The sequence below is a fragment of the Crocosphaera sp. Alani8 genome, assembly GCF_038442745.1.
Classification (GTDB): domain Bacteria; phylum Cyanobacteriota; class Cyanobacteriia; order Cyanobacteriales; family Microcystaceae; genus Crocosphaera.
In genome coordinates, this window is sequence record NZ_JARVCN010000154.1 from 21,198 (window position 1) to 36,424 (window position 15,227).

Below are 15,227 nucleotides of genomic sequence, written 5' to 3' on the forward strand. Positions count from 1 at the left end.
CTAATATTTATCTCCATTCTACTAGCTTAATATTAACATCTCCCCTTTTACGGCCCCGTAATTTAGGAATAGAGCCATCAAATTCTGCCTTTTGTCCAGAGCCAAGGGTGTAACCGGGTCGCCCTAAACCGATGGCAAAAGTATCTAGGACTGATCCTGTTGTCTTGTCTTCTACTTGCATGGATAATGCCTCAACCGTTATGGACTCAAGCCCCTCGTTGCAAATAGTACCACTGACTCTTACAAGAGAGCGACTGTCATCTCCGCGGTCTTCTCCCAGAATAACCTCGCCAATATTTAGGGTTAAAAGGGTGAGATTTCTGATAGTTCCAAACCCATTAGGACCAGGTGCAGGAAGAGAAGGTGTCCCGGGGTCAGCCGCCACTGGTTGGGGAGTCCCGTCAGCGGTTGGTGCAGCAGGAGTGGGGGGAGCAACTGCTTCTTCAGCCGGTTCTCCCACTCCACGGGGAATATCTAATCCGTATTGTTCTAGAACAACGTAAGGCTTTTGACCCCCAACATTGATAGCTTTGACCTGAACCTGTCCATTAGAAAGACTGGCACCCACAGTAACTTGACGAGCAACATTTTCGTTAGGAGCTTTAACAATAGCTACCGGTGTTCCGTCCAGTTGCATAACCCCCGAAACCACAACTCCCCTAGCTTCGTTGGGAATGGGTAAGACGGGAGCGAGGAGAGGAGGCAAGGTTGCATCGGAAGCAGGGGTGTTTGTACCTGGAGCTTGAGCGATGGTAGTTGGGGCTGTGTTTACCTCGTCTATGCGACAAAGTTTTTCAGGCTCGCTAACCCCATTATCCGCAGCTTTGGGTCTAATGATTGGTTGAATTGAGATAGCCGAGAAAGGATTATTGCGTCCTTGCTCAATGTTTTTTTTCCGTTCATTGGGAGTGGTAGAAGCGATTAAGCCTTCGGCTGCTGGTGGTTGAATCGTACTAGGAGTGGGAGTCTCTTCAAAAGGATCTTCTTCTGGAGTTTCCTGAGAAGGTGGAGGGGACTCAGCCAATGGAGGTTCTTCTGGTGATTCTTGGGAACCCTGAAACAGACCACACCCCCCCAAGGTAAGAGTCACATAGCTCAGCAGTAGCATTGACGGGACTTTTTTAATCATGACTATCAGATAATCGACAAGTTGATTCCCTTATAATATTAACTTGCTTATCAAAAAATAAACGATACACATTATTCGGTGTTTGATGTAATAATTATGTTTCCTCTTATTTATTCTGAAACCTTTTTAGACCACGATACAGGTAATTTACACCCCGAAAGTCCTCAAAGATTGGAAGCCATTGTTAAGGCCTTAAAAACGGTTTCTTGGGCAGATCTTTTACAATGGCACAAACCTACCCATTTGACTGATCGAGACCCTCTTCCCTACATTAAAAACAGTCATACTAAAGAATACATTCAACGAGTCGAAGCAATAGCAACCAACGGAGGGGGATTTTTAGACGGGGATACCGTTGTTTCTCCCCACAGTTATAATGTAGCTTTGTTGGCGGTTAATGCTTGGTTGGATGGGGTTGATAAGGTCATTGAAACCCAAAACCCCGCTTTTGTCTTGTCTCGTCCCCCAGGTCATCACGCAGTAAAAAACACCGGAATGGGGTTTTGTTTATTTTCTAACGCGGCGATCGCAGCTGACTATGCTCTAAAATCTTCTGGGGTGCAACGGGTGACTATCTTAGACTGGGACGTGCATCATGGCAATGGAACCCAGGCTATTGTTGAAAATAACCCTAACATCGCCTATTGTTCTCTGCATCAGTTTCCTGCTTATCCCGGAACCGGAGGAACTAACGAAACAGAAAAATACAACAATGTACTGAATATTCCTATGCAACCGGGAAGCGACATAAACACCTATCAATTTGCGTTTTCTGAGGAAGTTATCCCGTTTTTAGAAGCATTTAAAGGAGATTTATTGATTGTTAGTGCTGGTTACGATGCCAATCAAGCGGATCCTTTAGCCTCCATTAACCTGAAACCCAATGATTACGGGATTTTTACTCAACAATTGTTAGCCATAAGCTCTTGTGTGTTATTCGGTTTAGAAGGAGGTTATGATTTATCAGCTTTGTCTGACTCGGTTGTGGCTACGATTCGGACCTGTTTGTTTCAAAAATAAAAAGAATAGTTTTCAGAATCTGGCTTTTTAAGACAAAACATTTTTAAAATCAGAATTTGAGAGTCACCCCAAAAATAACTTCTGACTCGGTTAAATGGTGTTGGTGGACAATCAGTTCATGATGCTTTTACCAGAAAACTCTGAGTATAAGAATATTTTTATGCCATTTTTAAGTATTTACAACGATTACTGGACAAGGGATTTTTGTTATAAACGTTATACAAAAAGCTATATTCTTAAATTCATAGGAAATGATGACTAGAGCATCATTTCCTATGGCTAGAACTCTAAGGAAAATACCTATTTTTGTACAATAACAATTAAAAACATATAGAATATATTAACCAATTTGTTCATTGTTATAAAATAATAAGTTATTTTGTTTCTCTCTAATTCAAGTTTTTGATGTATGTTTTCTCAACCTATTAACGTATTAATTATCAATAATAAGGAAACAGATAGGTCTATTCTAAAAGACTATCTAAACGAGCGAAATGATCAATATTATCAGGTGTTTGAAGCATCATCAGGAAGAGGAGGATTAGAAGTAATAAAAACAGTTAAAGTTGATGGAATCATCCTAGATTTTCGTTTACTCGACATGGATAGCATTCAATTTCTACAACAACTACAACATCAATTTTATTCTAGTAACTTTGCTGTTATTATTCTAACAGAAGCAGGCAACGAAACCATCGCAGCAGAAGCCATGAAAAACGGCGCACAAGATTACTTAATTAAAGATAACTTAACTAAAGAAAGCTTACACAAGTCATTACATTTAGCTGTCGAAAGAGTTAAACTAAGTCGAGAATTAGAACAAAGTGAGCAAAGATTTAGAGGAACTTTTGAACAGGCAGCAGTGGGCATTATTCATGTTAATTTAGTTGGGGATTTTTTGAGATTTAATCTAAAATTTTCTCAAATCACAAAATACTCATTAGCCGAAATTAAAGAAAAAACTTTAGAAGAAATTATTTTTTATGAAGATTTACCTAAATATAGACAAAAACTTAGAAAGCTCTTAAACCATGAAATAAAAACCTTTACATTGGAACAAAAATTGCTCAGAAGAGATGGTTCAGTTATCTGGGTAAATATAACACTTTCAATAATTAATAATAAGGATGGAGTTCCTGATTATTTACTAGGAATTGTTGAGGACATTCAAGAGAGAAAGGAAACAGAAATCGAACTTAAAAATGCAAACCAACAATTGAAACAAATTGTTGAGCAATTAGCTAAACAGAATCGAGAAAGAACCTTACTCAGTCGAGTCAGTCAATTTCTACAATCTTGTAATAGTGTAGAAGAAGCTTACACAATTTTAGCAGATTTAATTCAACCATTATTTAGCGATTGTTCTTTAGGCATTTATCAACTCAATGAGCAACAGACTTTTGCCACTTTAGTTTCCTGGTCAGGGGATTATCTGAATAGTAAAAAAGAATTCAGGTTCTCGGAATGTTGGGCATTAAGACAAGGAAAACCTCACTATAATACTATTAGTAATAGTCAGTTATTTTGTCCTCATATCGAAACAAATTTAATGACGAAAGCAACTTTATGTTATCCAATGGTTGCTCAAGGAAAAACTTTAGGAATTATTTATATAAGTGCTACTGATGAAAATAAATTAACTCCAGAAGCAGAGATTTTAGCAGAAATGATCAGTGACTATGTCACGCTATCTTTGGCTAACTTAAAATTAAGACAAGACTTAAAAGAACAGAGTATTAGAGATTCGTTAACGGGATTATATAATCGTCGTCACCTTTATGAATTCTTAAAAAAAGAGATTACTAAATCACAAAGATATGAAACAGATATTGGTATCATTTTGATGGATATTGACCATTTTAAAAGAATTAATGATAATTACAGTCATGGATTAGGAGATGTGGTTTTAAAAGATATTGGCGAATTTTTAAACAATAATACCCGAGAATCTGACATTGCTTGTCGTTACGGTGGAGAAGAGTTTATTTTAATTCTTCCTCATGCTAACCTGGAAAATACTTATGAACGAGCTGAAGCTCTTAGAAAACAAATAAAACGTCTTCATTTTCGTTTCCAAAAACATTATTTAGAATCTGTTACTGTGTCTATTGGAGTCTCTAATTTTCCTCAACATGGGTTAACTGGAGAAGAATCCGTTCATTGCGCTGACATTGCTTTGCACGTAGCTAAAGAACGAGGACGTAATTGTACTGTTATTTATAGCGAAGAGTTATCAAGAAACGATGAACGGTAAACAGTTATTGTTTTCTTATTATTTTCCATAACACTAACAGGCTATTTTTCTCCCCTAGATAAAACAACATCGGGGATAAGATAAAGTAGTCAGATTTTTCTTTAAAATTGCCTGAGAAGTAATTGTTATAAGCTTGAAAATTAAGTTATCATTAAGCAAAACTAGTCAAATTCCAAGTTAGATCACAATCATCTATGAATAACAGTTTAAAATTTATTGTTTATTTCTTAAGCTTCATTGGAGCTTGTAGCCTTATTATTTTACTCTGGGAAGTCGCATTCGAGGACATAATCTCTGGTTCTCCTAATGGCGATGAAGTTGTCATTGATGATGATCGTAATCAAAAAATTCAAAGATTTAGTAGTGGCAATCACCTTTTATTTGAAAATCAAACAAACCCCAATGCTGAAGAGGGAGTGAAAGCATTTAATCGAGAAAACTATAACGAAGCTTATCAACAGTTTAGAAAAGCAGTAAATAACGCACCAGGAGATCCAGAAGTTCAAATTTATCTTAATAATTCCCAAGCAAGAAAGTCGGGAAATCCTTTTATTTTAGCTGCTGTTGTTCCAGTAGACGCGAATAAAGACAACGCAGAAGAAATGTTACGGGGAGTTGCACAAGCTCAAACTCAATTTAATCGACAAGGTATTAATGGAAGACTACTAGAAATAAGAATTTTCAATGATAGTAATAATAAAGATTATGCTCGAGAAGTTGCGAAAGAAATTATAAATAGTGATTATATTTTGGGCGTGATAGGGCATAATTCGAGTGGGGCGAGTAGTGAGGGATTAAAAGAATACGAAAGAGCTGGAATGGCAATGATTTCTCCTACTAGTACAAGTACCGATTTATCAGGTAATTCTTTTTTTAGAACTGTGCCGTCTGATGCGAAGGCAGGGCAATTTTTAGCCAGATATGCTATTGAAAATAAGATCAGGAATGTGGCTATTTTGTATACATCTACTAGCAATTATAGTAAAAGTCTTAAAGACGCTTTTGTTAATGGTTTTAAAAGCTTAGGTGACGACATAGAGGTAGTGGATATGAGTGAGTCTGACTTTAATCCCAAAAACACAGTAGAGGAATTAAAGAATCAAGTGGATGGTTTTGTTTTATTTCCCAACACTAATAAGAAAATTCTTGATCTTTCCTTACAGGTTGCGGATGCTAATGCTAATTTAGCAAACCCTAAAAAACTATTAGGAGGTGATGCACTATATAAACTTAGTACCTTAGCATCAAGTAAAGGAGGAGTAAGAGGTTTAGTATTAGCAGTTCCTTGGTTTGCTAAGTCTACTTATTCTTACGCAAATTTAGCAGAAAAACGATGGAGAGGACGAGTTAGTTGGCGCACAGCAACCAGTTATGATGCAACCAAGGCTTTTATTGAAGCTTTGTCCGACGATGCTACAAGAAAGAGTGTGTTAACTAATTTAGAAAAAACCAGTCTACCATCCTCAGAAACATCAGGAGAACGTTTGAGATTTTTCATAAATAATGAAGATGGGAATAGTGTTCTTAAAAACGGTGATCGTGATACCAAACCTTTATTAGTTAGGGTAATTCCTCAGATTAATAAATATGCTGAATACGATTTTGAAGTTATCGAAGATTAATTAGTTATGAAACCATCTATAATTACCTATCCTCTCGGTTTTCTTATTTTTTTCTCTATAACACTAATAAGCTGTTCTGATCCCCTAGGAAAAACAACACCAGTGCTAGGAGAAATTAGTCAAATTTCTTCTTTAAAATTGCCTGAAATTGATCAACAATATCGCAATCAATGGACAGAAGAACTAGAGAAAAAATTTCAAAAAAGAGTATTTGAGGTGATTAATCACTATGCAGATATAGAAAGTTATGGTAACGGGTACGGAGAAAACGAAAAAAGGTCTTATCCCAAAGCAATGTTGGATTTTTTAGCAGGTAATGAAAAGAAAGCGATCGCTTTTTTAGAACAAGAAGATCCACAAGCTAAACAACATCAACACACTAATGGTATTGACTACTATTATTGTTTTACTTTAAAGGGACAAATTCGTAAGTATTTTTTGTATGGAAAATTTCTTGATCCAGACTATAAACAAAGGATGTTTGAAGGTGCAAAAAAATGGACACAAGAAGATCCCTTAACTCGTCCTCACCCTGTTTATGGTTTAGGTGATGGTAGTGGTAGAGACTGGGATATTAAGCGTCGAGGAAGATGGGTTGATGGACGAAATACAGACAATTTAAGAGCAATGAGAGAGACATCTGTTTACTTGATGGCTGAAGAAACAGGTAATGAGAAAACACGCTTAATATATAAAAAGAAAATACAACGATATGTGTGGGCATTGTATCATATTGGAATGGGCGAATGGGACTCAGAAGTTTATCATGGTCATACCTTTGCTCCCTACCTAAACCTTTATGATTTTGCCAAAGATCCCGAAGTTAAATTGTTAGCAAAAGCCGCCTTAGATTGGATGTCTGTAGCTGCTGCTATCAAATATTATCGAGGGGGTTGGGGAGGTCCAGTTAAACGAGATTATGGAGGAGGAAATGTGGCTATGGGTTCATCGGCCGCCCGAACTTTTTGGTTATATTTTGGAGAAACTCCCTTGCCTAATAATCGTCCTGAAACTGATAGCTTATTTTTGATTACCAGTTCCTATCGTCCTCCCTTAGCGGCTGTAGCATTGGCCCAGAAAAAGTTTAATAAACCCCTAGAAATTCTCAGCACTAAACCTTTATATGAAAATTGGAAACCTGGTAATTCTGATGCACCTGGTTACTGGGAAACTCAGTTTTTTGGTCATAGTTATCAAATGGGTAGTTTAGTTGCAAAATTTGCTGATGGAGATGTTGCTCCGTTTAAGTTAATGGCTTATAATTCTCAAAGAGGGATGGATTATTTTATAGCTAACAGTGGAAAAAATTTGCTTAGATCTGGAAAAAGACCAGGAGATCAAATAGGACAATATAATAACCTTTTAATATGGTTGAGGCCTCCTTCTAATTCTAATTTTAATTTTCAAGTTCCCAAAAATACTAAAGTAGAAATTGAAAATGATATTTGGTTCTTTCAATTGGAAAAAACTTGGTTAGCTATTCATCCAATTAATTTAAAACCATACCAAGAAGTTATAAATAAAAAAGAGAGATATTCACAAGAAAAATTTCTAAAATCGGACATGGACAATGAAAATTTTTATGGTTTTGTTTTAGAAGTTGGGGAACAAGAATTTTATGGAACTTATCAACAGTTCAAAGATAACGTCAAAAATAAGAGCCAGCTTAATTTAGAAAAGCTGACTAGAGGAGTTGTAAATTATCAAGGAAGTAACCAACAAACACTACAGTTAGTTTACAACCCCATAAATCTTTTACCTATTATTCTACGTGACGGTAAGTTACATCAGTGGTCAGAAAGTTTTTCCCTTTATAACAGTCAAACAAAAGATAAATATCCTATATTTTTAGGTTACAAAGAAGGAAAATTACAAGTAAAAGCAGGAGGGTATGAGTTTAAGACTGAGGTCAATAACGAGAGGAAAGTAGTAGTTTCTCCCTAATTTTGACCTGTAGGAGTATTGATTACAATCATGTCCTGACTAGTTTTTTTTACTGCTACAGTCTAATAAAACTTCTCGTCAACTCAAAAACTTAATCAACTTGTTTCACTTTGATAACTTAATAACCAAAGTAAAATAAGTGATACAATTGTGCAAGCAAGGGTGATTAAGCCAATTATTTCTAAGGCTTGTGTAAAATCAATAATCATAAAATTGCCTCCGAATGCGTCCAGAGTATCCTCAAGTATTGATACTCAGAAAAAAATTGTGGTTAGATAAGTTTCTACTAATTCTAGGATACTTAAACACAATCTATTTATTTTTCTACTTCTACTATAATCTTAACAAATATTTTTTATAACAATCATTTTATATAAAAAAACGTATAGTTTATTTAAGTTTTGAGACTAAAGCCTTCAACCCCCGAAACTTATATTGCTCTGCAATGGAAAGGTTAAGTAATCATTAAAGGAATCCCTTTTGTTTGGTGCAATCCAGCAAATAGAAAGGAGGTGAATAGTTTAGTTAATACTCTGGGTATAATAAACCCACTGTTTCTACCCGTTTATAAATAAATAACTATGAATAATCGCCGAATCTCTACTATACAGGGCTTTACATTACTTGAGTTATTAATTAGTTTAGTTATTGTCAGTGTTTTGAGTGCCATTTCTATTCCTGCATTAATTAGCCAAATTGACAAGGCAAAATATGCAGGAGCAAAAATCCAAATGGGTTGTATGGGAAAAGAGGTGCAAAGTTATAGACTTGAATATGGTACTTTTCCTCCCAACGTAGCTACCAATATAGTTTTTGCAAATTCTGACTGTTTTGAAGTCAACGATAATACGGAGCAACCAAATAATTTTACTTCACGAATTCCTTTTAACAGCATATATGATTATGAAAGTTGGGATAATAGTTCAGGAGATACTTGTTTTATAGCAATTACATTTTTAGGAAAAAACCAATCCAGAGAGTTTTCTAGAAACAACTTTTCTCTTCGCCCTAGTGAAAAAGGATTTCATGAAATTGGAAGGGATGATTTAGTTTTAGTAATAGACATTGTTTCACGCTCAATTGGAGGATGTTAAGAAAATATTGGTTAAGTTTTTTCTTCATCCTAAGACAGCCGAAATCGTCCTTAAACGTTAAGCTAAGATGATTTTTACTCTTTTACATTCTAAAATATATTGACTTCTTATTATGATACAATCAATAGACAATCAAAATACTCAAAGCTAGAAGATGTCAAAATCCAAAAAAGTAGTGGTTGTTGGTGCCGGTTGGGCAGGTTTAGGAGCAACTTATCACCTGGCAAAACAAGGTTATGATGTTACTTTATTAGAAGCTTCTCCTTATCCTGGAGGTTTAGTAGCTGGTTGGAAGACAGAAGATGGCAAGTCTATAGAAGCAGGAATTCATGGTTTCTGGTATCCTTACCAGAACATATTTCAATTAGTAAAAGAACTCGGCTTAAATCCATTTACAAACTGGACTCGTTCTTTTCAATATTCTCCTGCTGGTTTAGAAGTTGAATCACCTATTTTTCAAGATGAACCCATCTTACCTACCCCATTAGGAACCTTTCTGTACACTAAGTTTAAACGACTACCTTTAAGCGATCGCCTATCGGCTCTACCTCTACTTTATAGTTTAATTGATTTTGATAATTCTCACGACGCTTGGGAACGTTATGATAAAGTAACAGCCAGAGAATTATTTAAACAGTTTGGGGTATCTTCTCGCCTTTATAAAGATGCTTTTGAACCCATGTTATTAGTTGGTTTATTCGCCCCAGGAGAACAATGTAGTGCAGCTGCAACACTAGGAATGCTTTATTATTTCATATTAGCCCATCAACCTGATTTTGATGTGGTTTGGTGTCGTGGAACTGTAGGAGAAATGATTTTTAAACCCTGGGTAGAAAAAATAAAAAGTTTGGGAGGAAAAATTTTAACCAATAAGCGAGTAACTGATGTTATTGTCAATGACCAAGGAATAGCTGAAGGGGTAAGTTGTGATAACGAAATTTTTGCGGCTGATGCTGTTATTCTAGGGGTTAGCATTAGCGGTGTAAAAAAAATAGTCAAACAAAGCCAAGTTTTAAATCGATATCCAGAATTCTCTAACTTATGCAATTTGGGAGGAATCGATGTTTTAGCAACTCGTTTATGGTTTGATAAAAAAGTTAATATTCCTTTACCTTCCAATGCTTGTTTCGGCTTTGATAAAACCACAGGATGGACATTTTTTGACCTTAATAATCTCCACGATGAATATCAAGATTTACCAGGAAGCGTTATCGAAGCAGACTTTTATCACGCTAATCAACTATTAACCATGAATGATGAACAAATTATTAAAAAAGTTCATCGAGATTTAACTACTTGTATTGAAGGCTTTGCTAATGCTAACATTATAGATAGTCGTGTAGTTAAAGTACCTCAAGGAGTAACCCATTTTTCCCCTGGTAGCTATCAATATTTACTCCAGGCAAAATCTCCGATTCATAATTTATACTTGAGTGGAGATTGGGTAATTACCCGTCATGGTTCTTGGTCACAGGAAAAAGCCTACGTTACTGGATTGGAAGCAGCTAATTTAGTCACAGAACAATTAGGAGGAAATCCTGCTGGAATTATTCCTGTAGAGCCAGATGAACCCCACATTCACCTAGGAAGAGTAATTAACCAAAACTTGCGTCAAATAACTAAGGGTTTGATTCCTCAGTTTTGGCTAACTTAGACACAAGAAATCAGAGGATAATTATGTTTGGAAGACAACCACAAGAAGATAAATCTACGGAAAACCTGGAAATTCCTGATATTATGTTTCCTTCAGAGTCTGAACTAGAAGAAAGCGCAGAAGATGACACAGAAATAAGCAAAATTAGCAAAAGAGCATCGTCAACGAGCAAAGAAAACCCTGAGATTGTCATCATCACTGAAAAAATAAGTGGGATTGTTTCTCCTTACTTTATCGTGATTGTAGGACTTATCCTATTCGACGATAATTTCTTATTAGGACTAATATTAATTGTTGTTGGAATTTTTTCTCTACTAAAGGTTTCTTTGACAGATATTGTTGAATTGTTTATAGATATTAAAGAAGGACTAACTTCCGATGAATGAGGAATATTTTAAGCTTCAATTGTTATAAGGACAAAGCCAAAAAACTTTCTTGAAGTGAAACGGTTTACAAACCTTTCTATGTTTTTTTATCTCACTCAGTTTCTATAGAAAAATAGCACCTTTTTCTATTAAATTGGTTCTAATTTCTGCCGTCATCCCTTCATTATTTCCAAACTTAGCCCCCTCTACTAAAGCACTACTCAAATTTGCTTGACTTAGGTTTGCATCCTGTAAATTTGCTCCTCTTAAATCAGCTCCAATTAAATTAGTCAAAGCCAAACTACTCCGAAAGAAATCTGCGTGTTGTAGATTAGTATTACTTAGATAGGAACCGCTCAAATCTGCACCGCTAAACCTTGTGTAGCTTAATTCCGCTTCGCTCAAATCTGCATCTGTTAAATTTGCTCCTCGAAAATTACTGCGGGTTAAATTTGCACCACTTAACTCAATTCCGCTCAAGTCTGTGGCCAAAAAGTTACCTCCTGCTAAATCCATTTGAGCATTCAAATCTACAATTTTAAGTAGTTCAAGTATGTCATTAGTATTGACATCATAGATTTTATCAATCAATTGACTCAAATTAGTAAGATGTTCGGGTTCAATAACTGTAATTGGACTATTTATTTCTTCGACTGTTTCTGGTATTTCAGTCGCTAGTTTAATCATGGAAATTTCAGGGGAAAGTCTTTCTCTCCATAAAAATTGAGCAAGTTTCCTTTCTAAAATGCTATGTTTATTGGGATGAATATCATGCCGCCATAAACCTGTTACATCGGTGATGGAAATATCTGCTAAATTAACCTTATAGGAAATAGTAACTTTAATAGACTCATCTATCCCTTGAAGAATTGCCAGAGGAGATGAATAGTCAATTTTAAAGGCAGATTGTCCCGTTTGACTAATTAAGTGCCAAACTACACTGTTATCATGAGATTCTATTAAGTTAAAGAGATTGCCACTATTTAATTGCGGTTCAATAATTTTTCCTTGTTGTACCTTCAGGTTAAGTTCGCCTCCTTTTATACCAAACTTTATTTGACCATTTAATAAAGATTTTTCTCGCTCATTAAAATGAACATTTAAGTCTAAAGTAAACTTTCCTTCAGATGTTTTTAACACTTTCGGGATTACTTGCAAAAAAACACATCTTCCGTAAGGATTATATGCAGTGTGGAGGTGGAGAGAGGGATAGGATTCTGACATAGTTAAATAATAATCGCTTCCTACATAAAATATAGCACTTCCCATACTTATAAGCTGCAAAGTTTTTTTTAGTTTGAGGAGTCATCTAACCTGAGTTGGGAGTTGAATCTTTTTCAAAGAGAGAATAAGAGTTCAAGACTCTGAATTTTCACCAGTTGTCTATAAATTGCCTTATGTCGAATTCAGATTACTTAGCTAACACCTCAAGTCACCAATAAAATATAGATCAATTACTGTGAGTGATTTACAGCATTACAACATAACAATAATTAATAATTCACAGTCTTCTCCAATTAACTTGATTAGTTTCTTGATCCCAATTCCATTCTAATAAACTAGCAGGTTGTCCTGGAGAAATTCCTGGTAAACCTACAGCTTTTCTAGGAGATTCAGTAGCTAACGCAATGGCATTTTCTAAAGGGCATAATTGCCATTTAACTAAATTTTCAACACCGACTAATAAAGGAAATGTTGTTCCTGCTAATGTTCCATTAGCTAGTCTTGCAGTTCCTTTTTTTACTTCAATTTGTCGGTTATCCCAAGGATAAACCCCATCCCCTAAACCAATGGGTGCTAAAGCATCGCTCACTAAGAAAACACCTTTTTCATAAAGACTGCTTCTCAATAATAATTCGATCATTGTTGAACAGACGTGATTGCCATCAGCAATTAAGCCACAATAAACGTTAGAGTTTATTATTGCTTCTCCCAATAAACCAGGCTCTCGATGATGCAAAGAAGGCATAGCATTAAAAGCGTGAGTAACCATTGATGCCCCCATGTCAAAAGCTTTTTTTGCTTGTTGGGCATTGGCTTGAGAATGACCTAAACTAACAATAATTCCTCGGGAACATAGATAAGAAATAACCTCATCTGTTAGGTCTAATTCTGGAGCTAAGGTAATAACTTTAACAATGTATTCGTAGTCTTCCAATAGCCATTCTATGGCTTCAACCGAAGGAGTTAATAAATACTGATCAGGATGCGCTCCTTTTTTCCCGGGGTTCAAAAAAGGTCCTTCTAAATGAATGCCTAATACGGTGGCAGTTTCGATGTCTTCACTTTTTTGTATCTTCATAAACCCCTCAAAAACTGAGAGTGATCGCCGTATATTCTCAACAGAAGTTGTTACTAGGGTAGGTAAAAAGTAATCAACACCTTGATGCCATAAAAATTCGCAAATCTGATGCAATTGGGGTAGGTGCTTCTCTTCGATCTCTGTAAATGCTAAACCTAACCCTCCATTAATTTGTAAGTCAACCCCTCCTAAGGAGACCCAATCTCCACCAGCATCGTATATTTTAGCTACTTTTTGAGTTGAATTATTTGACCCCATAGAGCCGATTTCCTCGATCAAACCTTCCTCGTCGATCAGGATTTTTTGTTTTTCTTTATATCCGTGTAATTTAGCGTTAATGATGGTAATATCTTTTAACATTTTAAACTCAAACTAATGTTTTTTTCTTGACATTTGAGTAAGGTTGTGGGACGGTATTTCTTATGGCGAGAACGCATCTCCTAATGCCATAATATTGAAGTTTTTGTGACCCGATAGTTTCTATTCAAATGATAGCATAATATAGCAGTTTATTCTACTATTTAACTTTAATGAGTTCCTCTTCTCCTCTAATTGGTATTATCATGGGCAGTGACTCTGATCTGCCCACAATGGAAAAAGCGATCGCCGTTTGTCAAAGGTTCGAGGTTGTTTGGGAAGTAGCCATTTTGTCAGCACACCGAACCCCCCAAAGAATGGTAAGCTATGCCCAAAACGCCCACGAAAGGGGATTGAAGGTAATTATTGCTGGAGCTGGAGGGGCTGCCCATCTTCCAGGAATGGTTGCTTCTTTGACTCCCTTACCTGTGATTGGGGTTCCTGTTGCCACTCGCCATCTAAAGGGGTTAGATTCCCTATATTCTATCGTACAGATGCCAAGAGGAATACCCGTAGCCACAGTAGCCATTGATAACGCCCAAAATGCAGGATTATTAGCTATTCAAATATTAGCTTCTCATGATGCTACTTTGTTGAAGAAAGTACAAACTTATCGCCAAGAATTACAACAAATGGTAATAGATAAACAGGAAAATTTAGACAAGCTAGGTTATGAAACTTATTTACAGCAGATGTAGATAGTAGGTAGTCAAAGTCCTAGTATTTACAGCTAATTTATGAGACTATTTCTGTGGTTCTAAATTGTTCATCTACTCGTTAATAACCTTACAGGAGTATAATGATCAAATCTCAGGTTTTATTAACGGAAAGAAATGACCTACAGGGCCAGTTCCTTTACCGATTTCTAAACCATATTTTAAGGCATTGGTAACATAATCTTTAGCTTGTTTAACAGCCATAAAAGGCTCTTTTCCTAAAGCTAAATTAGCAGTAATAGCTGCTGATAAAGTACAACCAGTCCCATGATTATGTTTTGTTTTGATAGTTTCTGTGGTTAAAACTTGATAATTTTTTCCATCGAAGAAAACATCAGATCCTTGCAAATCATCTTTCATTCCTCCCCCTTTCACCAAGACGAACTTAGCCCCTAAATTGTAAATAATTTCGGCGGCTTTTTTCATTTCTTCTAGGGAATTAATAGATAGATTGCTCAAAATTTGTGCTTCGTAACGGTTGGGAGTTACAATCAAAGCTTGGGAAATTAGACTACTTTTTAAACTGGCGATTGCCTGATCATCAATTAACTTATCTCCCGTACGAGAAACCATTACAGGATCTACTACCAACCGCTTTACTTTCCATTTTTTAAGATGTTCAGAAACAGTGAGAATTATGTCTTGATTAAACAACATTCCTGTTTTAACTGCTTGTACATTAATGTCAACCATGACGGTTTGGATTTGAGCTTTTATCCAGAAATGTTGAATGTCTTTAGAAAACTTTACATATCAAATTAGACTAACCC

The 15,227-nt window shown here is 35.8% G+C and carries 12 protein-coding genes; 8 read left to right on the top strand and 4 right to left on the bottom strand.

Annotated features, from left to right (window positions below):
• Positions 1–7: 7 nt before the first annotated feature.
• Complete coding sequence (locus tag P9B04_RS10590; protein ID WP_342054955.1) at positions 8–1,090, bottom strand: hypothetical protein; 1,083 nt, start codon at positions 1,088–1,090, stop codon at positions 8–10.
• A 135-nt stretch (positions 1,091–1,225) separates the two neighbouring features.
• Between P9B04_RS10590 and P9B04_RS10595 the strand changes: the two genes are divergently transcribed.
• The 7 genes from P9B04_RS10595 (at position 1,226) to P9B04_RS10625 (ending at position 11,103) form a co-directional block, all read left to right on the top strand.
• Entirely contained in the window at positions 1,226–2,149 is a 924-nt protein-coding gene (locus tag P9B04_RS10595; RefSeq protein WP_342054956.1) for a histone deacetylase family protein, read from the top strand.
• A gap of 409 nt (positions 2,150–2,558) precedes the next feature.
• On the top strand, positions 2,559–4,403 hold the full coding sequence (locus P9B04_RS10600) for a diguanylate cyclase (RefSeq protein ID WP_342054957.1): 1,845 nt from the start codon (positions 2,559–2,561) through the stop codon (positions 4,401–4,403).
• A gap of 194 nt (positions 4,404–4,597) precedes the next feature.
• Positions 4,598–6,025 carry an ABC transporter substrate-binding protein gene (locus tag P9B04_RS10605; protein WP_342054958.1) on the top strand — a complete coding sequence of 476 codons (1,428 nt, stop codon included), beginning with the start codon at positions 4,598–4,600 and terminating at the stop codon, positions 6,023–6,025.
• A gap of 6 nt (positions 6,026–6,031) precedes the next feature.
• On the top strand, positions 6,032–7,969 hold the full coding sequence (locus P9B04_RS10610; RefSeq protein ID WP_342054959.1) for a hypothetical protein: 1,938 nt from the start codon (positions 6,032–6,034) through the stop codon (positions 7,967–7,969).
• A gap of 581 nt (positions 7,970–8,550) precedes the next feature.
• Positions 8,551–9,063 (top strand): type II secretion system protein, encoded by a 513-nt coding sequence (locus tag P9B04_RS10615; protein WP_342054960.1) that lies wholly within the window; start codon positions 8,551–8,553, stop codon positions 9,061–9,063.
• Between the two features lie 154 nt (positions 9,064–9,217).
• Positions 9,218–10,717: a hydroxysqualene dehydroxylase gene (locus P9B04_RS10620; RefSeq protein WP_342054961.1), complete on the top strand. Its 1,500-nt coding sequence runs from the start codon at positions 9,218–9,220 to the stop codon at positions 10,715–10,717.
• 23 nt (positions 10,718–10,740) lie between these two features.
• Positions 10,741–11,103, top strand: coding sequence for a hypothetical protein (locus P9B04_RS10625; RefSeq protein ID WP_342054962.1), 363 nt, complete (start codon positions 10,741–10,743; stop codon positions 11,101–11,103).
• Positions 11,104–11,205: 102 nt separating this feature from the next.
• On the opposite strand, the gene P9B04_RS10630 is transcribed toward P9B04_RS10625, so the two are convergent.
• Together P9B04_RS10630 and nagA are read right to left on the bottom strand one after the other, a co-directional pair.
• On the bottom strand, positions 11,206–12,306 hold the full coding sequence (locus P9B04_RS10630; protein ID WP_446717989.1) for a pentapeptide repeat-containing protein: 1,101 nt from the start codon (positions 12,304–12,306) through the stop codon (positions 11,206–11,208).
• A 277-nt stretch (positions 12,307–12,583) separates the two neighbouring features.
• Complete coding sequence (nagA, locus tag P9B04_RS10635) at positions 12,584–13,744, bottom strand: N-acetylglucosamine-6-phosphate deacetylase (protein WP_342054964.1); 1,161 nt, start codon at positions 13,742–13,744, stop codon at positions 12,584–12,586.
• Positions 13,745–13,914: 170 nt separating this feature from the next.
• Here nagA and purE point away from each other — a divergent pair, with 170 nt between their 5' ends.
• Positions 13,915–14,439, top strand: a complete 525-nt coding sequence (gene purE / locus P9B04_RS10640; protein WP_342054965.1) for a 5-(carboxyamino)imidazole ribonucleotide mutase — start codon at positions 13,915–13,917, stop codon at positions 14,437–14,439.
• Positions 14,440–14,544: 105 nt separating this feature from the next.
• On the opposite strand, the gene thiD is transcribed toward purE, so the two are convergent.
• On the bottom strand, positions 14,545–15,189 hold the full coding sequence (thiD, locus tag P9B04_RS10645) for a bifunctional hydroxymethylpyrimidine kinase/phosphomethylpyrimidine kinase (RefSeq protein ID WP_342054968.1): 645 nt from the start codon (positions 15,187–15,189) through the stop codon (positions 14,545–14,547).
• Positions 15,190–15,227: the final 38 nt, after the last annotated feature.